Annotated in this window: 19 protein-coding genes; 13 read left to right on the top strand and 6 right to left on the bottom strand. The window is 62.2% G+C overall.

The annotated features are described in order from the left end of the window. Positions 1 to 9 precede the first annotated feature (9 nt). From MKZ87_RS02820 to MKZ87_RS02780, 9 genes are all read left to right on the top strand, one after another. Positions 10 to 774: an amino acid ABC transporter ATP-binding protein gene (locus tag MKZ87_RS02820; protein WP_266200233.1), complete on the top strand. Its 765-nt coding sequence runs from the start codon at positions 10 to 12 to the stop codon at positions 772 to 774. A 39-nt stretch (positions 775 to 813) separates the two neighbouring features. After that, positions 814 to 1,638 (top strand): ABC transporter substrate-binding protein, encoded by an 825-nt coding sequence (locus tag MKZ87_RS02815; protein WP_085696078.1) that lies wholly within the window; start codon positions 814 to 816, stop codon positions 1,636 to 1,638. A 163-nt stretch (positions 1,639 to 1,801) separates the two neighbouring features. Beyond that, positions 1,802 to 2,650, top strand: a complete 849-nt coding sequence (locus tag MKZ87_RS02810; protein WP_266200232.1) for a polysaccharide deacetylase family protein — start codon at positions 1,802 to 1,804, stop codon at positions 2,648 to 2,650. Further along, the gene (locus tag MKZ87_RS02805; protein WP_266200231.1) at positions 2,643 to 3,533 is read left to right on the top strand and encodes a polysaccharide deacetylase family protein; all 891 of its coding nucleotides are present in this window, start codon (positions 2,643 to 2,645) and stop codon (positions 3,531 to 3,533) included. The genes MKZ87_RS02810 and MKZ87_RS02805 overlap by 8 nt, the downstream gene beginning before the upstream one ends. Beyond that, positions 3,530 to 4,882, top strand: a complete 1,353-nt coding sequence (locus tag MKZ87_RS02800; protein WP_266200230.1) for an MmgE/PrpD family protein — start codon at positions 3,530 to 3,532, stop codon at positions 4,880 to 4,882. The genes MKZ87_RS02805 and MKZ87_RS02800 overlap by 4 nt, the downstream gene beginning before the upstream one ends. Positions 4,883 to 4,899: 17 nt before the next feature. Beyond that, positions 4,900 to 6,078, top strand: a complete 1,179-nt coding sequence (locus MKZ87_RS02795) for an MFS transporter (protein WP_266200229.1) — start codon at positions 4,900 to 4,902, stop codon at positions 6,076 to 6,078. A 156-nt stretch (positions 6,079 to 6,234) separates the two neighbouring features. Continuing rightward, complete coding sequence (locus MKZ87_RS02790; RefSeq protein ID WP_085702024.1) at positions 6,235 to 6,921, top strand: HPP family protein; 687 nt, start codon at positions 6,235 to 6,237, stop codon at positions 6,919 to 6,921. 190 nt (positions 6,922 to 7,111) lie between these two features. After that, positions 7,112 to 8,218, top strand: a complete 1,107-nt coding sequence (locus MKZ87_RS02785; protein ID WP_266200228.1) for an enoyl-CoA hydratase/isomerase family protein — start codon at positions 7,112 to 7,114, stop codon at positions 8,216 to 8,218. 3 nt (positions 8,219 to 8,221) lie between these two features. Next, positions 8,222 to 9,373, top strand: coding sequence for an acyl-CoA dehydrogenase family protein (locus MKZ87_RS02780; protein ID WP_039768643.1), 1,152 nt, complete (start codon positions 8,222 to 8,224; stop codon positions 9,371 to 9,373). 100 nt (positions 9,374 to 9,473) lie between these two features. Here the strand turns inward: MKZ87_RS02780 and MKZ87_RS02775 are convergent, their stop codons facing one another. The 6 genes from MKZ87_RS02775 to MKZ87_RS02750 all read right to left on the bottom strand — a co-directional run bounded on the left by MKZ87_RS02775 (position 9,474) and on the right by MKZ87_RS02750 (position 16,337). Further along, positions 9,474 to 10,247 carry an enoyl-CoA hydratase gene (locus tag MKZ87_RS02775; protein ID WP_085696071.1) on the bottom strand — a complete coding sequence of 258 codons (774 nt, stop codon included), beginning with the start codon at positions 10,245 to 10,247 and terminating at the stop codon, positions 9,474 to 9,476. A gap of 14 nt (positions 10,248 to 10,261) precedes the next feature. Continuing rightward, entirely contained in the window at positions 10,262 to 11,389 is a 1,128-nt protein-coding gene (locus tag MKZ87_RS02770; protein ID WP_266200227.1) for an acyl-CoA dehydrogenase, read from the bottom strand. 20 nt (positions 11,390 to 11,409) lie between these two features. Beyond that, on the bottom strand, positions 11,410 to 12,600 hold the full coding sequence (locus MKZ87_RS02765) for an acetyl-CoA C-acyltransferase (RefSeq protein ID WP_085702021.1): 1,191 nt from the start codon (positions 12,598 to 12,600) through the stop codon (positions 11,410 to 11,412). A gap of 12 nt (positions 12,601 to 12,612) precedes the next feature. Beyond that, on the bottom strand, positions 12,613 to 13,374 hold the full coding sequence (locus MKZ87_RS02760) for an SDR family NAD(P)-dependent oxidoreductase (protein ID WP_085702020.1): 762 nt from the start codon (positions 13,372 to 13,374) through the stop codon (positions 12,613 to 12,615). 16 nt (positions 13,375 to 13,390) lie between these two features. Then, the gene (locus MKZ87_RS02755; protein ID WP_085702019.1) at positions 13,391 to 15,055 is read right to left on the bottom strand and encodes an AMP-binding protein; all 1,665 of its coding nucleotides are present in this window, start codon (positions 15,053 to 15,055) and stop codon (positions 13,391 to 13,393) included. Between the two features lie 268 nt (positions 15,056 to 15,323). After that, positions 15,324 to 16,337: an AraC family transcriptional regulator gene (locus tag MKZ87_RS02750; RefSeq protein WP_085696066.1), complete on the bottom strand. Its 1,014-nt coding sequence runs from the start codon at positions 16,335 to 16,337 to the stop codon at positions 15,324 to 15,326. A gap of 180 nt (positions 16,338 to 16,517) precedes the next feature. Between MKZ87_RS02750 and efeU the strand changes: the two genes are divergently transcribed. From efeU to efeO (MKZ87_RS02730), 4 genes are read left to right on the top strand one after another with little or no spacing between them, the layout of a single operon-like run. Beyond that, positions 16,518 to 17,357: an iron uptake transporter permease EfeU gene (gene efeU / locus MKZ87_RS02745; RefSeq protein WP_085696065.1), complete on the top strand. Its 840-nt coding sequence runs from the start codon at positions 16,518 to 16,520 to the stop codon at positions 17,355 to 17,357. A gap of 8 nt (positions 17,358 to 17,365) precedes the next feature. Further along, entirely contained in the window at positions 17,366 to 18,565 is a 1,200-nt protein-coding gene (gene efeO, locus MKZ87_RS02740; RefSeq protein ID WP_266200226.1) for an iron uptake system protein EfeO, read from the top strand. Between the two features lie 17 nt (positions 18,566 to 18,582). Then, positions 18,583 to 19,881, top strand: a complete 1,299-nt coding sequence (efeB, locus tag MKZ87_RS02735) for an iron uptake transporter deferrochelatase/peroxidase subunit (RefSeq protein WP_266200224.1) — start codon at positions 18,583 to 18,585, stop codon at positions 19,879 to 19,881. 21 nt (positions 19,882 to 19,902) lie between these two features. Continuing rightward, on the top strand, positions 19,903 to 20,727 hold the full coding sequence (gene efeO / locus MKZ87_RS02730) for an iron uptake system protein EfeO (protein ID WP_266200223.1): 825 nt from the start codon (positions 19,903 to 19,905) through the stop codon (positions 20,725 to 20,727). The last annotated feature ends 96 nt before the right edge of the window (positions 20,728 to 20,823 follow it).

The raw sequence follows: 20,823 nt of genomic DNA, 5'->3' as shown, positions 1-20,823 counted from the left end.
GAATCCGTCATGAGAAGCATCGTCAAGGCCGTGAGCCTGAACAAATATTACGACCAGTACCACGCGCTCAAGGACATCAATATCGAGGTCGAGCAAGGCGAAGTCCTGTGCATCATCGGTCCGTCCGGCTCGGGCAAGAGCACCCTGCTGCGCTGCGTCAATCAGCTGGAAAAGATCGACAAGGGCGGCCTCTGGGTCGACGGCGAACTGGTCGGCTACCGCATCGTCGGGCACAAGCTGCACGAACTCAACGAGTCGCAGATCGCTCGCCAGCGCCTGGCCACCGGCATGGTGTTCCAGCGCTTCAATCTGTTTCCGCACATGACTGTGCTGCAAAACATCATCGAAGGCCCGTGTCAGGTGCTCAAGCGTTCGCCCAAGGAGGCGCACGAAGAAGCCCTGGAACTGCTGGCCCGGGTCGGCCTGGCCGACAAACGCAACAGCTACCCGATTGAACTGTCGGGCGGTCAGCAGCAACGGGTGGCGATTGCCCGCGCCCTGGCCATGCGACCCAAGCTGATGCTGTTCGATGAACCCACTTCGGCACTCGACCCGGAACTGGTCGGTGAGGTGCTGTCGGTGATGCGCGATCTGGCGCAGACCGGCATGACCATGATCGTCGTCACCCATGAACTGGGCTTCGCCCGGGAGGTTTCCAACCGCATGGTGTTCATGGACGGCGGGCAGATCGTGGAGGCTGGAAGCCCCGAAGAAATACTAATAAGTCCGCAAAACCCGCGCACCCAAAGCTTCATTTCTGCCGTTCGAACCTGAGGCCCCTTTGGCCTTCACAACACTCATAAGAGAACGTCCATGAAGAACTTCGTCATTCCAGCAGTACTCACCTCCCTCATGTCTTGCGGTTTCGCCGTGGCCGCCGACTTGCCGGCCAGCATCAAGGAGAAAGGCGAGATCGTCGTCGCGATCATGCCCAACTATCCGCCGATGGATTTCAAGGACCCGGCCACCAACAAGCTCACCGGCCTTGACTACGACCTGGGCAACGCCCTGGCCGAACGCCTCGGGGTCAAGATCAAGTGGCAGGAGACCGGCTTCGAGCAAATGATCAACGCCCTGACCACCGAACGCGTGGACATGGTCCTGTCGGGCATGACCGACACCGCCGAGCGTCAGGCCAGCGTGACCTTCGTCGACTACTTCACCAGCGGCCCGCAGTTCTACACCTTGCAGAAAAACACCGCGACCAACGAGATCATCGACCTGTGCGGCAAGAAAGTCGGCACCAGCCGCCGCACCACCTTCCCGTCGGAAATTGCCGAGTGGAGCAAGGCCAACTGTGAAGCGGCCGGCAAGCCTGCGATCAACGTGGTCGGCACCGAAGGCTCGGCCGACGCCCGCGCCCAACTGCGCCAGAGCCGCATTGATGCGGCGATGCAGGGCAGCGAAACCCTGTCGTACCTCAAGACCCAGGAAAAGGACATGTACAAAACGGTCGGCCAACCGATCTCCGTGCAGTTCACCGGGCTGGGTGTGAGCAAGAAGAAGCCTGAGCTGAGTGAAGCCGTGAAAGTGGCGCTGCAGAGCATGGTGGATGACGGCAGCTATGGCGCGATTCTGAAGAAGTGGGATCTGGAATTGGGTGCGATCAAGGAAGTGACCATTAACGCGGGCAAGTAATCCGGTCAGCGCCACCTTTCCATTGTGGGAGCGAGCTTGCTCTGGGCGGCATTCCGACGAAGTCAGTGTGTCATTCACCAGAGATGTCGACTGACATGGCCTCATCGCGAGCAAGCTCGCTCCCACAGGTACAGCGTACGTCCCTACATGTGTGGAGCGCCCAATGCTAAGTTCACCCCAACCCGCCTGGCCCGCCCAGCACAAAGCCTGCCTGGCCCTGGCCTTCGACCTCGACGGCCCGACCGGCGATGCCATGCTCAACAACTCGATCTGGCACAAACCCGAGTATTTCGGCTTCGGCGGCTACGGCCCTTACCGCGCCCTGCCGCGCCTGCTGGATCTGCTCGACACCTTCAAGATCCCGACCACCTTCTTCGTCCCCGCGTGGGTCGTGGAAAACTGGCCGAAACAATGCCAGGCCATCGTCGAACGCGGCCATGAAGTCGCCTACCACGGCTACAAGCACGAATCCTTCTACGTCCTGACGCTGGATCAGCAGCAGGCCGTGATGAACAAATCCCGCGACGTCTTCTGGCAATACCTGCACATCCGCGCCGAGGGCTTTCGCACGCCGTCCGGTGACTGGCGCGCCGAAACCCCGGCGATGCTGGCAGACAACGGCGTGATCTATTCCAGCAGCATGCGCGGCGACGATCGCCCGTATCTGGTCAACGTCCCCGGCCACGACACGCCGCTGGTGGAAATCCCCGGCCGCTGGGAAATGGACGACTACGCCTCCCTCGCCTACACCCGCGCACCGAACTTTCCGTCCGGGCTCGACCGCACCGCCAGCTACGAGCTGACCCTCGACAACTGGCAGCGCGAGTACGACGGCGCGATGGACGAAGGCCTGTGCCTGACCACCCTGTTCCACCCGAAAATCACTGGCAAACCGGGGCGCATCCTGTTGCTGGAGAAACTCTTCGAACACATGCGCCAACGCGATGACGTGTGGTTCGCCACCTGCCGCGACGTCGCACGCTGGTGGCTGAAGGAGCATCACCATGGCTGACGCGAATAATCTCTGGCCTGCCGGTAAACGCTGCGCGGTGGTGCTGACCGTCGATTACAACGACATCCACGGCATTCTCACCCAGGCCCCGGAAGTCGCCGGGCGCGACAAGACGCTGTCGGTGTGGCGCTACGGCACCCAACGCGGCGTCGAGCGTTTGCTCGGCCTGTTCAGGGAACTCGGGGTGCGCAGCAGCTGGTTCGTGCCCGGCATAGTCGCCGAGGAAAACCCGCAGCATATCGCCGCGATCCAGGCTGACGGCCATGAAATCGCCTGCGCCGGCTACCGCCATCAGGATTACGACACGCTGGATCTGGCGACACAAAGCGCAGAGGTCGCCAAGGGTTGTGCTGCGCTGGAAGCCTTGACCGGCGTGCATCCCAGCGGTTTCCGGATCCCTGCGGGCAACGGCGCGCCGGGCTTCATCGAAGCCTTGAAAGATCACGGCATTCACTGGTCGTCATCATGGCGCGGCGATGACCTGCCGTTCCTTCATCCAACCGCGCCTGAAGTCGTCGAGTTGCCGTTGCATTACGAACTGGAAGACGAACCCTATTTCGCCTTCAACCTGAGCCCGGCCGTGCCGCCGGCGCAATCGCGGATCGCCTCCTACAGCCACACCCTGGGCAACCTGCAAATGGACTTCGCCGGATTTCACCGCTTCGGCCTGTGCTACGTGCTGCGCCTGCATCCGGAAATCATTGCCACGCCGGGGCGCATCGGCGTGCTGCGCGAATTGCTGCAAGGCATTCAGCAGCATGACGACGTGTGGATCGCCACCGGCGCCGAAGTCGCGCAGTGGTGGGCGCAAACGGCGGCGCCGGTCGCGCAGGATCATCCGGCGTCGGTGTATGAACGCCATTATCGGGACTACCTCGTATGACGGAACGCATGCAGCGGCTGGCGCAGTTTTGCGTCGAGACCCGGTTTGAAGACCTGCCGCCGGCGTTGGTGGAACAGGCCAAGCGGCACATTCTCGACACCTTCGGCGCAGCACTGGCCGGGGCCGACAGTGCGGTAGCGCTTCAGGCACGGCAGGTGTTCGCTGCAGAGCCGGGCACCGCGCGGGTCTGGGGTTCGTCACTGCGCGTCGGCGCGGGGCATGCGGCGTTGCTCAATGGCATCGCTGCCCACGCGCTGGAACTGGACGACACCGGCGGTTGCGACCACTCCGGCGCGGTGGTGTTGCCGGCAGTGATGGCGGCGCTATCGCTGGTGGATCGGCCTGTAGACGGTCGCGAGTTCATCACCGCTGCGGTGATCGGCTACGAAATCGGCCGGCGGGTGCTGGAAGCCTGCGGCAGTTATTCGGCGCACAACGGCGCCGGCTGGCATTCCACCGCCACCTGCGGCGTGTTCGGCGCGGCGGCGGCCTGTGCGCGGATCTTTGCGCTGGATCTCGGGCAAACCGTGTCGGCGCTCGGTATCGCCGGCAGTTTCAGCGGTGGGTTGTGGGCGTTCATCCATGACGGTTCGCAAAGCAAGAAACTGCACAGCGGTCGTGCGGCCGAGGGCGGTTTGCTCGCGGCGCGTTTTGCTCGCGAAGGTGTCAGTGGGCCGTCGATGTTGTTCGAGGATGTCTGGGGTGGTTTTCTTAAAACCCTCGCGCCGGGCAGTGCGCAGCCGGATGCGCTGAATGCTGATTTGCAACGGGTCTGGAAACTCGCGCGCTGTTCGATCAAACCCTATGCCGCGTGTCGTGGCACTCATTCGGCCATCGATGCGCTCGGTTTGTTGCTGGAGCAATTACAGGTCGGCGCGGATCAGGTGGAAGACGTCCAGGTGAGTTTGTGCAGATTTCTGCTCGACATGTGCGGCGGTCGCGACACCCGAAGTCTGGCCGCTGCGCAGATGAGCCTGCCCTACGCCCTCGCCGCGCGACTGGTACACGGTCATTGCCGGTTGGAGGCTTATGACGAACAGCCACGCAACGATCCGCGCATTGCCCACTGGCTGACGCGCATTCGCCTTGAAGTGGATGAGCGACTGTCGGAGGATGGCGAGCCGGTAGTCGTCGTTCGAACCCGCGACGGGCGCGAAGCAAGCCTGTGTGTCGAGGTGCCGCTGGGCGCGCCGGGTAATCCGCTGAGTGAGGCGGCGCTGGAGGAAAAGTTTTTCAGTCTGGCGTTGCGGGTGATTTCACCGCTCAAGGCCGAGCCGCTATTTGCGCAGCTACGACAGCTGCAAACGCTGGATTCCGTGCGCGATCTCGAGCACCTGTTAACCGAATAAGGACATTTGATTTTTCCGTGGCCACCTACTCGCTCGTTATCCGCCGCCTGATGATCGTCTCGCTGACCATCGTCGTCAGCCGCGCCATCACCAGTCCGTTGCTCACACTGTTCTTGAGCAACAAGCTCGGCCTCAACCAACAGGACGTCGGATTGTTGCTGGGCATCGCGGTGTTTATCGCCACCCTGCTTGCGCTGTACGGCGGTTACATCATCGACCGGCTCGAGAAGCGTCGGTTGCTGATTCTGGCGATGCTCTCCAGTGCCATCGGCTTCGTGCTGCTGACCTTCGCCAAAGATCTGTACCTGACCACCCTGACGCTGGTCATTACTGAAACCGCCTCGGCGCTGTTCCTGATCGGCTCCAAGGCGATCCTCAGTGAAAACCTGCCCATGGGCCAGCGGGCCAAGGCGTTCTCGCTGCGCTACACCCTGACCAACATCGGCTACGCCACCGGCCCGATGCTCGGTGTGGTGATCGCCGGGGTGTATCCGATTGCGCCGTTCCTGATTGCTGCCGGCATCGCTTTCGGCAGCATCTTCCTGATGATCGGCATCCCGAAAGACGCCAGTCCGGTCGCCGCCATCGGCCAGCCGCAGAGCTTCCTGAAAACCCTGATTACCCTGAAAAACGACCGCACGCTCATCATGTTCACTTGCGGTTGCCTGCTCAGCACCGTGGTTCACGGGCGTTTCACGCTGTACCTGTCGCAATACCTGCTGGTGGTCGAAGACTCGCAGCGAGCCCTGCAAACCATGGCCGCCCTGCTCGCCTGCAACGCCATCGCGGTGATCCTGTTGCAGTACCAGATCGGCCGCTTTCTCAACCGGGAAAAACTGCGCTACTGGATCGCCGCCGGCACCAGCCTGTTCATCCTCGGCCTGATCGGCTTCAGCCTGGCCGACAGCCTGGTGACCTGGTGCATCGCCATGTTCATCTTCACCCTTGGCGAGATGATCATTTACCCGTCGGAATTCCTGTTCGTCGACACCCTGGCCCCGGAGGAACTGCGCGGCAGCTATTACGGCGCGCAGAATCTGGCGGCGCTGGGCGGCGCATTGAGCCCGTTGATTTGCGGTTTCCTGCTGATGCATACGCCGGCGCCGACGATGTTCTACGCCCTCAGCGCACTGACCGCGCTGGGTGGTTTTCTGTGTTTCATGAGCGGGCGGCGCGTGGCTTTACTGCATAAATAATGCACTGAAACTGCATTTATATGAATTTGTCAGCATCGTGATTGCTTGGCACACTGTGCGCGTTCCTCCCCCAATAGTTGGAACTCTTCGAAGGACTTTCCGCGTTTACGGACAGTCCTTTTTTTTGCCCTGAATTTCACAAAGGATCGAATCTGCATGCTCGCTCGCTGGTTGCCCGCCGCCATCAACACCCGCCCCACCGAATGGAGCCGCGCCGCCATCGGTATGGCGCTGGGCACGTTGTTCAGCGTGTGGGCATGCAGTCAGGTGTTCGGCATTGAAGTGGCCTACCACCTGATCGGCCCGCTGGGCGCTTCGGCGGTGCTGCTGTTCGCGGTGTCGTCCGGCGCACTCGCCCAGCCTTGGTCGATCATCGGTGGCTACCTGTGCGCGGGTGTCGTCGCGTTGCTGGTGGCCCACGTCCTCGGCCGAACCCTGGGCAGCGCCTGCCTCGCGGCGGGCGTGGCGCTGATCCTGATGTGCTGGCTGCGCTGCCTGCATCCACCGGCCGGCGCCGTCGCGTTGACCATGGTGCTGGCCGACCCGATGACCATCGCCATGGACTGGAAAGCTCTGGAACCGGTGATGCTCAGCGCCGCATGCCTGCTGCTGGCCGCACTGGCCTACAACAACCTCACCCGCATCCGCTACCCGAAACGCCCCGCCGAACCGGCGCCGGCCGTAGCGCCGGTGGATATTCAGTCCATCACGGCCGAGGATCTGAAACGGGCGCTGGCGGATATGGAAGCGTTCATCGATGTCACACCGGAGGATCTGGAGCAGCTGATTCATGCCAGTGAGTTGCATGCCAGGCGGCGGAGCATTGGCCAGGTGTTCAGCTGAACCAGGAGCCCGCGCCTGTCAGCGTTGTCGATTAAAAAGAAGCGGCGATCCCGTGCATTTTGGCTAAGGCAAAAATGCAGACAGCCCATGCACATATCCCCGTTGTACACGGCAAATTTGCACTGTTACGATCCGGTAACGCTCGCGCGCGAGCTTCTCGAATAAAGACAATAAAAGCAGGGAGTTAGTGATGACTGCTCAGGCTTCATCCCCGCGGACTTCGTCCATGGATGCCACGCCACACGAAGTGTTGGCCGAGGTTCGCAATCACATCGGTCATCTGACCCTCAACCGCCCCGCCGGTCTCAATGCCCTGACCCTCGACATGGTGCGCCAGCTCCAGCAACACCTGGACGCCTGGGCCGCTGATGCCGATATCCACGCGGTCACGCTGCGCGGTGCCGGCGAGAAAGCCTTCTGTGCCGGGGGCGACATTCGCTCCCTGTACGACAGCCATAAAAGCGGCGACACGCTGCACGAAGATTTCTTCGTCGAGGAATACGCCCTCGACCTGACGATCCACCACTACCGCAAACCGGTGCTGGCGCTGATGGACGGTTTCGTTCTCGGCGGCGGCATGGGTCTGGTGCAAGGCGCTGATCTGCGGGTAGTCACCGAGAAAAGCCGTCTGGCGATGCCGGAAGTGGCGATCGGGTATTTCCCGGATGTCGGTGGCAGCTATTTCCTGCCGCGCATTCCCGGCGAGCTGGGGATTTACCTGGGTGTCAGCGGCGTGCAGATCCGGGCGGCGGATGCGCTGTATTGCGGCCTCGCCGACTGGTATCTGGACAGCAGCAAACTCGGCACCCTCGACGAACAGCTCGACCAGTTGCAGTGGCACGACACGCCGCTGAAAGACCTGCAAAACCTGCTGGCCCGCCACGCGGTGCAAACCTTGCCGGATGCGCCGCTTGAAGCCTTGCGCCCGGCCATCGACCACTTCTTTGCCTTGCCTGACGTGCCGAGCATCGTCGAGCAACTGCGCGCCGTGACCGTCGCCGACAGCCACGAATGGGCGACCACCACCGCCGACCTGCTGGAAACCCGTTCGCCGCTGGCGATGGGCGTGACCCTGGAAATGCTCCGTCGCGGCCGGCACCTGAGCCTGGAACACTGCTTCGCCCTCGAACTGCATCTGGATCGCCAGTGGTTCGAGCGCGGCGACCTGATCGAAGGCGTGCGTGCCTTGCTGATCGACAAAGACAAGTCACCGCGCTGGAACCCGCCGAAGCTTGCTGCGCTGCACGCCGAGCACATCGCGAGTTTCTTCCACGGTTTTGAAGAGAGCGGGAGCTGAGCCATGCACGATCTCGAATTGACTGAAGACCAGGTAATGATCCGCGACATGGCCCGGGACTTTGCCCGTGGCGAAATCGCGCCACACGCGCAAGCCTGGGAAAAGGCCGGCTGGATCGATGACGGTCTGGTGGCGAAGATGGGTGAACTCGGCCTGCTGGGCATGGTAGTGCCGGAAGAATGGGGCGGCACTTACGTCGACTACGTGGCTTATGCGCTGGCGGTGGAAGAAATTTCCGCCGGTGACGGCGCGACCGGCGCGTTCATGAGCATTCACAACTCGGTGGGTTGTGGGCCGGTGCTCAATTACGGCAGCGAAGAACAGAAACAGACCTGGCTGGCCGATTTGGCCAGCGGCGCGGTGATCGGCTGCTTCTGCCTGACCGAACCCCAGGCCGGCTCCGAAGCGCACAACTTGCGCACCCGCGCCGAACTGCGCGACGGGCAATGGGTGATCAACGGCGCCAAGCAATTTGTCAGCAACGGCAAGCGGGCGAAACTGGCAATCGTGTTTGCGGTGACCGATCCGGATCTCGGCAAGCGCGGCATCTCGGCGTTTCTGGTGCCGACCGATACGCCGGGTTTCATCGTCGACCGCACCGAACACAAGATGGGTATCCGCGCCTCCGACACCTGCGCGGTGACGCTGAACAATTGCAGCATTCCTGAAGCAAATCTGTTGGGTGAACGCGGTAAAGGTTTGGCGATTGCCCTCTCCAACCTGGAAGGCGGACGCATCGGCATTGCCGCGCAAGCATTGGGCATCGCCCGTGCGGCATTCGAAGCGGCGCTGGGTTACGCCCGTGATCGGGTGCAGTTCGGCAAGGCCATTGTCGAACATCAGAGCATCGCCAATCTGCTGGCGGACATGCAGATGCAGATCAACGCGGCACGCTTGATGATTCTGCACGCCGCGCGACTGAGAACAGCGGGTAAGCCGTGTCTGTCGGAGGCTTCGCAGGCCAAGCTGTTTGCTTCGGAAATGGCTGAGAAGGTGTGCTCGTCAGCGATTCAGATTCATGGCGGGTACGGGTATCTGGAGGATTACCCGGTGGAGAAGTATTACCGGGATGCGCGGATTACCCAGATTTATGAAGGGTCCAGCGAAATACAGCGGATGGTGATTGCGCGAGAGTTGAAGAACTACCAGCTCTAAAAGCTTCGCGAGCAAGCTCTGCTCCCACAGGGATTGGTGTAAACCTCAGATCCAATGTGGGAGCTGGCTTGCCAGCGATGGCGTCAGTGAATACGCCGCGTTACTTGCCCTGGAACTCCGGCGACCGCTTGGCCACAAACGCCGCCATGCCTTCCTTCTGATCCTGCGTCGCAAATGCCGCATGGAACACCCGACGCTCGAAACGCACGCCTTCAGTCAGGTTCACTTCGAACGCGCGGTTGACGCTTTCCTTGACCATCATCGCAATCGGCAACGATTTGCTGGCGATCACCGCTGCGACTTTCAGCGCTTCATCCAGCAACTCGGCACTCGGCACGATGCGCGCGACGATGCCGCAACGCTCGGCTTCCACCGCGTCGATCAAACGTCCGCTCAGGCACATCTCCATCGCTTTGGCCTTGCCTACAGCGCGGGTCAGGCGCTGGGTGCCGCCCATGCCCGGCAGCACGCCGAGGTTGATTTCCGGCTGGCCAAACCTGGCGTTGTCGCCAGCCAGGATGAAGTCGCACATCAGCGCCAGTTCACAGCCGCCGCCGAGAGCAAAACCGTTGACCGCAGCGATGATTGGTTTGCGGCGATTAGCCACGCGGTCGCTGTCGCTGAACAGGTCGTCCATGTAGATCTGTGGGTAGGTCAGATCAGCCATTTCCTTGATGTCGGCGCCGGCGGCAAAGGCTTTGGTCGAGCCGGTGATGACGATGCAACCAATGTTTGCGTCAGCTTCGAAACCATCGAGCGCGCGGTTCACTTCGCTGACCAGTTGCGCGTTGAGGGCATTCAGCGCCTGCGGGCGATTGAGGGTGATCAGGCCGACGCGGCCATGGGTTTCCAGCAAGATCGTTTCGTAACTCATGTGCAGATTCCTTCTCAAAGATTGCGCGAAATGACCATGCGCTGAATGTCGCTGGTGCCTTCGTAGATCTGGCAGACCCGCACGTCGCGGTAGATGCGCTCCAGCGGGAAGTCGTTGAGGTAACCGTAACCGCCGAGGGTTTGCAAGGCCATGGAGCAGACCTTCTCGGCCATTTCCGAGGCGAACAGTTTGGCCATCGATGCTTCGACCAGCGCCGGCTGACCGCTGTCACGCAGGGCGGCGGCGTAGTGCACCATCTGCCGCGCCACGGCGACCTGGGTCGCCATGTCCGCCAGGCGGAACGCCACAGCCTGATGCTCGATGATCGGCTTGCCGAAGCTATCGCGCTCGCGGGCGTAATCACGGGCAGCTTCGAACGCGGCGCGGGCCATGCCCACCGCTTGCGAAGCGATGCCGACGCGGCCGCCTTCGAGGTTGGCCAGGGCGATCTTGTAGCCCTCGCCCTCCTCGCCCAAACGGTTGGCCACCGGCACTTTCACGTCTTCGAACAGGATCTGGCAGGTGTCCGAGGCATGCTGGCCGAGCTTGTCTTCAACCCGGGCGACTTTGTAGCCCGGCGAGTCGGTCGGAACGATGAAGGCGCTGATCCCGCGCTTGCCGGCACTCGGGTCGGTGACCGCAAACACGATCACGACCCCGGCGTTCTGCCCGGAGGTAATGAACTGTTTGCAACCGTTGAGCACGTAGTGATCGCCTTCAAGGCGTGCCCGGGTTTTCAGGCTGCTGGCATCGGAACCGGCCTGGGGTTCGGTCAACGCGAAAGCACCGAGCATCTCGCCGCTGGCCAGCGGTTTGAGGAAGCGCTCGCGCTGGTCGTCGTTGCCGAACTTTAGGATCGGCACGCAACCCACCGAGTTGTGCACGCTCATGATGGTCGAGCAGGCACCGTCGCCGGCGGCGATTTCTTCCAGGGCCATGGCGTAGGCCAGGTAACCGGTGTCGCAACCGCCCCACTGCTCCGGCACCAGCATGCCGAAGAAGCCCAGTTCGGCCATTTCGCCGATGGCTTCTTTCGGGAAGCGATGCTCGCGGTCCCACTCGGCAGCAAACGGTTTCAGCCGTTCCTCGGCAAACTGCCGGGCCATGTCGCGGATTTGTTGTTGGTCATCGTTGGGAATCATGGCAAATCCTTAACTCGGGTTCAGACGCACTCGACGGCCATCGCCGTGGCTTCGCCGCCGCCGATGCAGATCGCCGCGACGCCGCGTTTCAGGCCTTTCTGGCGCAGGGCCGAGAGCAAGGTCACCAGAATCCGCGCGCCGGAGGCACCGATCGGATGGCCCAGGGCGCAGGCGCCGCCGTGGATGTTGAGTTTGTCGTGGGGGATTTCCAGATGGGTCATCGCCGCCATGCCGACCACGGCGAAGGCTTCGTTGACTTCGAACAGATCGACCTGATCCAGCGACCAGCCGGTTTTCTTCATCAGCTTCTTGATCGCGCCAATCGGTGCCACCGGGAACAGGCCCGGGGTGTCAGCGAAAGCTGCGTGGCCGTGAATCACCGCCAGCGGTTTCAGCCCCTGTTTCTGCGCTTGCGACTGACGCATCAGCACCAGTGCGGCGGCGCCGTCAGAGATCGAGCTGGAGTTGGCCGCGGTCACGGTGCCGCCCTCACGGAACGCCGGTTTCAGCGAGGCAATCTTGTCCAGTTTGGCTTTCGGTGGCTGCTCGTCATTGCTGATCACCACTTGTTCCTTGCCGACGGTGACAGTCAGCGGGACGATCTCGGCCTTGAAGCTGCCGTCCTTGATCGCTTGCTGGGCGCGGGTGGTCGAGGCGATGGCGAAGGCGTCCTGAGCCTCACGGCTGAAGTCGTTGGTTTCGGCGCAGTCCTCGGCGAAGGTGCCCATCAGGCGGCCCTTGTCGTAGGCGTCTTCGAGGCCGTCGAGGAACATCGAATCGAGCACCCGGCCGTGACCCATGCGGTAACCGGCACGGGCCCGGTCCAGCAGGTATGGCGCGTTGGACATGCTTTCCATGCCGCCGGCGATCACCACATCGGCGCTGCCGGCCAGCAGCATGTCGTGGGCCAGAATGGCGGTTTCCATGCCCGAGCCGCACATTTTGTTGACGGTGGTGCAACGGGTGGATTTATCCAGCCCGGCGCCCAGTGCAGCCTGACGCGCAGGCGCCTGACCGAGACCGGCCGGCAGTACGCAGCCGAACAGCACTTCATCGACCGCGTCGGCGGCAATACCCGCGCGCTCAACCGCAGCCTTGATTGCAGCGGCGCCCAGTTGCGGCGCGGTCAGGCTTTTCAGTTCGCCCTGGAAACCGCCCATCGGGGTGCGGACAGCGCTGACGATGACAATCGGATCGTTGGAAATGGTCATGGAAAATCCTCCTTACTTGGCGGCCATGCGCAAGGCACCGTCGAGACGGATCACCTCGCCGTTGAGCATGCTGTTTTCAATGATATGCCGCACCAGCGCAGCGTACTCGGCAGGTTTGCCCAAGCGCGGCGGGAACGGCACGCCGGCGGCCAGCGAGTCGCGCACTTCCGGGGTCATGCCGGCCATCATCGGGGTCTCGAAAATGCCCGGAGCGATGGTCATCACGCGGATACCGAAGCGCGCCAGCTCGCGGGCGGCAGGCAGGGTCAGGCTGGCGATGGCGCCTTTGGACGCGGAATACGCGGCCTGACCGATCTGGCCATCGAACGCCGCAACGGAGGCGGTGTTGATGATCACACCGCGCTCACCATCGGCGTTGGCTTCGCTTTCGGCAATCGCTGCCGCCGCCAGGCGCAGCATATTGAAGCTGCCGATCAGGTTGACGTTGATCACCTGAGCGAAGCTGGACAAGGCATGCGGGCCGTTCTTGCCGAGGATCTTTTCGCCACGAACGATGCCGGCGCAGTTCACCAGACCGTGCAGGCTGCCGAAGGCTTTAACGGTCGCCTGCACGGCGGCTTCGGCGGCAGCTTCGTTGCTGATGTCTGCCACCACGCTTTGCGCGCCGAGGCGCTGGGCCTGGGCGGCAACGGCGTCGGCGTTCATGTCCACCAGCATCACTTTGGCGCCGGCGTTGACCAGCAATTCAGCGGTGGCGGCACCCAGGCCGGATGCGCCGCCGGTGACGATAAAAACCTTGTTCTCGATCTGCATGACAGTTTCCTTGGATTCAAGCTGAAACGTTGTGCGCCGCAGCCTCTTGAGCCTTGGCGATTTCCTGATTGCGCAAGATAAAGCGCTGCAATTTGCCGCTCGGGGTTTTCGGCAACTCGCTGACAAATTCGATTTCACGGGGGTACGAATGCGCGGCCAGACGTTTGCGCACGTGTTGGCGCAGTTCTTCGGCCAACGCCGGTTCGGCCCGATATTGCGGGTTGAGCACGACAAAGGCTTTGACCAGCTCAGTGCGCTCCGGATCGGGTTTGCCGACCACTGCGGCTTCCACCACGGCCGGGTGTTCGATCAGTGCGCTTTCCACGTCGAACGGGCCGACCCGGTAGCCGGACGTGGTAATCACATCATCGCTGCGACCGACGAAGCTGATGCTGCCGTCCGGGTTCCACTCGACGGTGTCGCCGCTCAGGTAGTAATCGCCGACGAAGGCCTTGGTCGGTACGCCTTCGTAACCGGCGAACCAGCACATCGGCGACTGTGTGCGGTCGATGGCGAGAATGCCGGGCTGGCCGACGCCGAGTTCGTTGTTCTGTTCGTCGAGCACCACGATGCGATGGCCCGGCGAGGCGAAACCGGCGGCGCCAAGGTGGATCGGGTGTTCGAGGCCGTGGTGGTTGCACAGCACCATGCCCAGCTCGGTCTGGCCGTAGTGATCGTGAATGACCACGCCGAGATTGTCGGCGAACCAGCGAATCACTTCCGGGTTCAGCGGCTCGCCGGCGCTGCTGACGATGCGCAGCTTGCCCTTGATCGATTTGGCGAACTCGTCGCCGCCGGCAATCAGCAGACGATACGCGGTGGGCGAACCGGTGAGGTTGGTGATGCCGTACTTGTTGATCACCCGGCAAGTGCTTTCGAGGGTGAACGGGCCATCGTAGAACGTGATCGGATGGCCCATCGACAACGGGCCGGTGACGCCGAAATAGATGCCGTAGGCCCAACCCGGATCGGCGACGTTCCAGAACGCATCTTCCGGGCGCAGATCCACGGCATCGCGGGTGTAGCTCTGGAACGCGACGATCGCCTTGAGCGGCACCGACAGCGCTTTCGACGGGCCAGTGGTGCCCGAGGTGAACATCAGCAGGAACGGGTCTTCGCCGGTCAGCATGACCGGTTCGCAGATATTGGAATGGTTGGCCAGCTCGGCCCAGAAACTGAAATCGCCACGGACGATGCCCTGGCCTTTCGGACCGCCGACGGTGACCAGCGTCGGGCAGTCGGCGACTTCGGCGAGTTTCGGCCGGTTGACCGCATCGGTGACCACGACTTTGGCACCGGAACTGTTCAGGCGATGCTCAAGGGCTTTAGGGCCGAACGCAGTGAACAGCGGTTGATACACCGCGCCGATGCGCCAGGTGGCGAACACGGTGATCAGCAATTCGATATTGCGCGGCAGCAGGCCGGCGACCTTGTCACCCTTCTGCACGCCCTGAGCCAGAAGGAAATTGGCGAACCGCGCGGCTTTGTCCTGCAGATCGCTGAACGTGTACGTTGCACTGGCGCCATCGCGGCCTTCCCAGAACAGCGCGATGCGCCCCGGCAGTGCGTGCCGGTCACAACATTCGACGCAGGCGTTGAGCGCCTCGAGCGTGCCGCTGAGCGCGGCGTCCACGGTGTGCTGATAATCAAACTGTGCGGTGGCAGACAAGTAATCGCGCATTGCCAGAATCCCTCTGTTCTTATTAGGTTGGGGAACCGTAAACAACAGAGGAATACTCGCGCCGCACGCCGGCTGCGGCAATGGTCAAAGCCCTCAAAGTGGATGACTGGTTTGGCCAAGAATCCGGTTGCAACTGATCGTTCCCACGCTCTGCGTGGGAATGCAGCCCAGGACGCTCCGCGTCCCCTCCAGAGCTGGAACGCGGAGCGTCCCTTGAGGCATTCCCACGCAGAGCGTGGGAACGAGAATCAACGGTGGGAGGTGTGGGTCAGACCGCCTCGTTGAGAATCAAGCTGCGATAGTGCCCAGGATTGGTCCCCGACCACTTGCGAAACGCCTTGTAGAACGAACTGGCATCGGCAAACCCCAACCGCGTGGCGATCTCGGCAAAACTGATCGAAGGCTCCGCCAGCCAGGTGATCGCCAGCTCCTTGCGCACGCTGTCCTTGAGGCCCTGATAGGTCTGCCCTTCTTCCGCCAATCGCCGGCGCAGGGTCGAGGCCGACATGCACAGTTGCTGGGCGAGCGCATCGGTTTCCGGCCAGTGTTCGGCGGCCAGCTGCCGCAGATCCTGCTTGATCCGGCTCGCAAGGCTTTCCGGGTCGCGGTACTTGACCAGAATGTTGGCCGGGGCGTGGGCCAGGAAGCGCTTCAACTCCTCAGGACTGCGCTTGATCGGCAGATCCAGCACCTCGGCGGCGAAGATCATCCGCGTGCGTGGCCGGTCGAAGCGCAGGTTTTCCGAGAACATCACCCGATAGTCATCGCAGAAATCCGGCGCCGGGCAGCGCAGTTCGATAGCCAGGATCGGAATCCGCCGCCCCGCCAGCCAGCACGCCACGCCGTGGACGATCATCCAGTAAGTGAAATAGGTGAAGGCGCGGCGCGGTTGTGGGTCGTCTTCCAGCAGCACGATTTCCGCCAGGCTCTGCTGGCGCACCAGTTGCGCCGGCATGCGTTCGAGCATCAGCGACAGGAAATTCAAACCCGCGCCAAGCCCTGCGGCCAGATTCGGCTGGGCCATGGCGCTGCGGCAAAGAAATTCCAGGCTGCCGGATTTCAGCTTGCGCGGGTCCATGCCAAAAAACTCATCATCGCCGCGCCGCGCCAACAGGCGCCATAACCGCGCGTACTGGCTGGCCGGCACACGCGCGTCGGTGGGCAGCAGCGCCGGATCGATCCCGACCTTGTTCAAGACTTCTTCCGTGGCCACGCCCGGGGCACAACTTTGCAGCAGTGCTTCGCGCACCAGTTGAATGGCGATGGTGTCTTTTTCCGACATGGAACGCGCGCAATCCTGGTTGTAGTTTGAGTGGCGGGCATCTTAACGCAGCTGGCCGGACGTCGTGGATGTTCAGACTCGTTCAGCTGAGGTTCAGGTAAATGTCAATGAGTGCCATGTGAGAATGACTTTCATTATGTTACAACTTGTAACCTCATTTCGTTACACAGTGATCGTCGAATGCTCGTTCCCTTTTTGATCATGTTGCGCGAAGGCATCGAAGCCGCGCTGATCGTTGGCATCATCGCCAGCTACCTGCAACAGACCGGGCGTGGCCAGTGGATGCCGGCGGTGTGGATCGGGGTGTTTCTCGCTGCTGCACTGGCGTTGCTGGTCGGTGGCGGCCTGGAATTGGTCAGTGCCGAATTCCCGCAAAAACAGCAGGAACTGTTCGAAGGCGTGGTCGGGCTGGTGGCCGTGGGCATTCTCAGTTCGATGGTGTTCTGGATGCGCAAGGTGGCGCGTTCGATCAAGCATTCGCTGCAAGCCTCTCTCGATCACGCACTGACTGCTTCGAAACATCAGGTCATCGCCCTGATCGCCATGGTGTTCTTTGCCGTGGCCCGGGAAGGTCTGGAAACCGTGTTTTTCCTGCTGGCCGTGTTTCAGCAAAGCGAAGGCCCGGCCGCGCCGATCGGCGCCCTGCTCGGCCTGATCCTCGCAATCATTGTCGGCTTCCTGATCTACAGCGGCAGCATGCGCCTGAACCTCTCGGCATTCTTCCGCTGGACCGGGCTGTTCATCCTCGTGGTCGCCGCCGGGATTCTCGCCAACTCGGTGCAGGCGCTGCATGAAGCCGGGGTCTGGAATCACCTGCAAACCGTGCTTTTCGACTTCAGCGCGACGCTGCCGATGGACGGCCCGCTGGGCTCGGTGCTGGCCGGCATGTTCGGTTATCAGGATGCGCCGACCGTCAGCACCCTCGGCGCATACCTGATTTACCTGGTGGTGGCGCTGGTGATGTTTTTCATGCCGGCGCCCAAGCCTGCCGCCCAATCGTCTTCCGTTTCCAGCCAATAAGGGCCTTCATGTCAAAGCCTGATATTCCTCAGAACTCGCCTCCCCGCGCCTTGCGCTGGGCGGTGGCCGGTTCGGTGGTCGTGATGATCGCCGCCGGTGGCCTGTTCTACTACGCCTCAAAAATGGCCGCCGCCAAACGTCAGCACAACCGTGACGAAGTGGTGGTCAATATTCATCCCCACAGTTGCGAACCGAACGCCCTGACGGTGCCGGCCGGCCGCGCCAGTTTCCGCATCGTCAACCGCTCCGACCGGGCGGTGGAATGGGAAATCCTCGACGGCGTGCTGGTGATCGAAGAGCGCGAGAACATTGCGCCGGGCCTGAGCCAGGTGATCAACGCCAACCTGCAACCCGGCGACTACGCCATCACTTGCGGTCTGTTGAGCAACCCGCGCGGCACCCTGCACGTGACACCGACCGCCGCGTCGGATGCCGCCGCCAAGGCCAAGCCGCCGATGGTTGCCTTCGTCGGGCCGTTGTCGGAGTTCCGCGTGTACCTGGCCAGCCAGGGCAGCGCGTTGATCAAAGCGGTGACGGCGCTGAATCAAGCCATCGACAGCGGCGATCTGGCCCAGGCTCAGGCGCTGTATTTGCCGGCCCGCGCCGCCTATCAGCGTCTGGCCCCCGCCGCTCAACGCCTGGCCGAACTGGACAACAGCATCAACGCCCGCGCCGATTACTTCGAGAAACGCGAGCAGGATCCAGCCTTCGTCGGTTTCCATCGCCTTGAATACGCGCTGTTCCAGCAACGCAAACTCGACGGCCTGACGCCCATAGCCCAAGGCCTGCTCGACAACGTCACCACGTTGAAACAACAGCTGCTGGCCCAGTCGCTGCCGCCGGAGCAACTGGTGGAAATCGTCGTGCGCAACCTCAACACCATCGCCGACGTGCGCGCCGCCAGCGGCGAAGAGGAACGCTACAGCCACAGCGATCTCAACGGCTTCACGGCCAATCAGGAAACCGCGCACAAAGTCGTCGAACTGTTGCGCCCGCTGCTGAGCAAATCCGCCGCTGACCTGCTGCCGAAAATCGACAGCGCGATGGCTGATTTCGATACCACGCTGAACGGTTTCAAGGTCAAGGACAGCTACGCCAGTTACGACACCGTCAACGGTGAGCAACGCAAGCAGATCGCCGACAAGGCCAAGGCCCTGGCCGACGCCCTCGACGCCATTGATCCCGCCCTCGGCCTCTCCGGCCTGTAAGCAGAAGACGAATACCGATGAACGACTCCGAACATTTCAACCTGCAACGTCGCCGCGTATTGATGGGGATGGGCGCCGCCGGTGTCGCACTGGCCGGCACGGCGTTGAGCTGCCCGGCAATGGCCGCCGCGCCTGCGCAAGTCACCGAGGCGCCGAGCAGCGACAAGACCCAGGATCACCACGACTTTCATGGCGTACACCAGAGCGGCATCGTCACCCCGCGCCCGGCGTCTGGCATGCTGGTGTCGTTCGATGTGCTGGCCAGCGACCGTGAAGACCTGGAGCGGCTGTTCCGTACCCTCAACGAGCGCATCGCGTTCCTGATGAAGGGCGGCCCGGTGGCGCAGATCGATCCGAAGTTGCCACCGCCGGATTCCGGCATCCTCGGCCCGGTGGTGACGCCGGACAACCTGACCATCACCGTATCGGTGGGCGAATCGCTGTTCGACGAGCGCTTCGGCCTGGCCGCCGCCAAACCCAAGCGCCTGGTGCGCATGGTCGGTTTCCCCAACGACGCGCTGGAAGCCGATTGCTGCCACGGCGACCTGAGCCTGCAGTTCTGCTCCAACACCGCCGACACCAACATCCACGCCCTGCGCGACATCGTGAAGAACCTGCCGGATCTGCTGCTGGTGCGCTGGAAACAGGAAGGCAGCGTGCCGCCACAAGCCCCGGCCAAGCCCGGTGTGCCGGCGCAATCGGCGCGTAACTTCCTCGGTTTCCGCGACGGTTCGGCCAACCCGGATTCCAACGACGGCAAAGCCATGGACCGCATCGTCTGGGTGCAACCGGGCAGCGACGAACCGGCCTGGGCGGCCCACGGCAGTTATCAGGCGGTGCGGATCATACGCAACTTCGTCGAACGCTGGGACCGCACGCCGTTGCAGGAACAGGAAAGCATCATCGGCCGAGTGAAAACCACCGGCGCGCCGATGGGCGCCAGCCATGAAACCGAAGTGCCGGATTACAGCAAGGACCCGCAAGGCAAGCTGACCAAGCTAGACGCGCACATCCGCCTGGCCAACCCGCGCACCGCCGCGAGCCAGGCCAACCTGATCCTGCGCCGGCCGTTCAACTACTCCAACGGCGTGAACAAGAACGGCCAGCTCGACATGGGCCTGCTGTTCATCTGTTATCAGGCCGACCTGGAAAAAGGCTTCATCACCGTGCAGACCCGCCTCAACGGCGAGCCGCTGGAGGAATACCTCAAGCCAGTCGGCGGCGGTTACTTCTTCACCCTGCCGGGTGTCACGGGCGACAAGGACTTCATCGGTCGCTCGCTGCTCGACGCTACTCAACCAAAAACAACTGCATAGCATTCAACAGGAGCCGCCCCCATGAAAAAGACGCCACTCGCGTTATTGCTGACCCTTGGTTTGCTCAACATCCCGCTGTCGGCGTTCGCCGCGACCGCGCCACTGGACCTGGTGGGGCCGGTGTCGGACTACAAAATCTATGTCACCGAACAACTGGATGAACTGGCCAGCCACACCCAGCAGTTCACCGACGCCGTGAAGAAAGGCGACCTGACCACCGCGCAAAAGCTCTACGCGCCAACCCGCGTCTACTACGAGTCGATCGAGCCGATTGCCGAGTTGTTCAGTGACCTCGACGCCTCCATCGACTCCCGCGTCGACGACCACGAACAAGGCGTGAAAGCCGAAGACTTCACCGGTTTCCACCGAATCGAATACTCGCTGTTCTCGGAAAAGAGCACCAAGGATCTGGACGCCCTGGCCGATAGCCTGAACAAGGACGTGAAGGACCTGCAAACCCGCGTCGCCGGTCTGACCTTCCCGCCGGAAAAAGTCGTCGGTGGCGCCGCTGCGCTGCTCGAAGAAGTCGCTGCAACCAAGATTTCCGGTGAAGAAGACCGTTACAGCCACACCGACTTGTACGACTTCCAGGGCAACATCGACGGCGCGAAGAAAATCGTCGACCTGTTCCGTCCGCAGATCGAGAAGCAGGACAAGGCCTTCGTCGCCAAAGTCGACAAGAACTTCGCCACCGTGGACAAGATCCTGGCCAAGTACAGGACCAAGGACGGTGGTTTCGAGACCTATGACAAAGTGAAGGACAACGACCGCAAGGCGCTGGTGGGCCCGGTCAATACCCTGGCCGAAGACCTGTCGACCTTGCGTGGCAAGCTCGGTCTGAACTGAGACTTGTAGCGCCTGTTCCACCCCTTTCGCGAGCAAGCTCGCTCCCACACCAGGTCTTTGTTGAACACAGAAATTGTGCTCAGCGAAGATCCAATG

It is taken from the genome of Pseudomonas sp. MCal1, assembly GCF_026341415.1.
Lineage (GTDB): Bacteria > Pseudomonadota > Gammaproteobacteria > Pseudomonadales > Pseudomonadaceae > Aquipseudomonas.
Note: the sequence above shows the minus strand (reverse complement) of the source record. Positions and strands in the feature narration are given on the sequence as shown.

Coding starts and splice junctions, on each gene's coding strand:
- MKZ87_RS02760 (WP_085702020.1), bottom strand. CDS start 13,374: ATGCAGATCGAGAACAAGGTTTTTATCGTCACCGGCGGCGCATCCGGC.
- MKZ87_RS02770 (WP_266200227.1), bottom strand. CDS start 11,389: ATGATTCCCAACGATGACCAACAACAAATCCGCGACATGGCCCGGCAG.
- MKZ87_RS02785 (WP_266200228.1), top strand. CDS start 7,112: ATGACTGCTCAGGCTTCATCCCCGCGGACTTCGTCCATGGATGCCACG.
- MKZ87_RS02810 (WP_266200232.1), top strand. CDS start 1,802: ATGCTAAGTTCACCCCAACCCGCCTGGCCCGCCCAGCACAAAGCCTGC.
- efeB (WP_266200224.1), top strand. CDS start 18,583: ATGAACGACTCCGAACATTTCAACCTGCAACGTCGCCGCGTATTGATG.
- efeO (WP_266200226.1), top strand. CDS start 17,366: ATGTCAAAGCCTGATATTCCTCAGAACTCGCCTCCCCGCGCCTTGCGC.
- MKZ87_RS02755 (WP_085702019.1), bottom strand. CDS start 15,055: ATGCGCGATTACTTGTCTGCCACCGCACAGTTTGATTATCAGCACACC.
- efeO (WP_266200223.1), top strand. CDS start 19,903: ATGAAAAAGACGCCACTCGCGTTATTGCTGACCCTTGGTTTGCTCAAC.
- MKZ87_RS02790 (WP_085702024.1), top strand. CDS start 6,235: ATGCTCGCTCGCTGGTTGCCCGCCGCCATCAACACCCGCCCCACCGAA.
- efeU (WP_085696065.1), top strand. CDS start 16,518: ATGCTCGTTCCCTTTTTGATCATGTTGCGCGAAGGCATCGAAGCCGCG.
- MKZ87_RS02815 (WP_085696078.1), top strand. CDS start 814: ATGAAGAACTTCGTCATTCCAGCAGTACTCACCTCCCTCATGTCTTGC.
- MKZ87_RS02800 (WP_266200230.1), top strand. CDS start 3,530: ATGACGGAACGCATGCAGCGGCTGGCGCAGTTTTGCGTCGAGACCCGG.
- MKZ87_RS02805 (WP_266200231.1), top strand. CDS start 2,643: ATGGCTGACGCGAATAATCTCTGGCCTGCCGGTAAACGCTGCGCGGTG.
- MKZ87_RS02780 (WP_039768643.1), top strand. CDS start 8,222: ATGCACGATCTCGAATTGACTGAAGACCAGGTAATGATCCGCGACATG.
- MKZ87_RS02765 (WP_085702021.1), bottom strand. CDS start 12,600: ATGACCATTTCCAACGATCCGATTGTCATCGTCAGCGCTGTCCGCACC.
- MKZ87_RS02775 (WP_085696071.1), bottom strand. CDS start 10,247: ATGAGTTACGAAACGATCTTGCTGGAAACCCATGGCCGCGTCGGCCTG.
- MKZ87_RS02750 (WP_085696066.1), bottom strand. CDS start 16,337: ATGTCGGAAAAAGACACCATCGCCATTCAACTGGTGCGCGAAGCACTG.
- MKZ87_RS02820 (WP_266200233.1), top strand. CDS start 10: ATGAGAAGCATCGTCAAGGCCGTGAGCCTGAACAAATATTACGACCAG.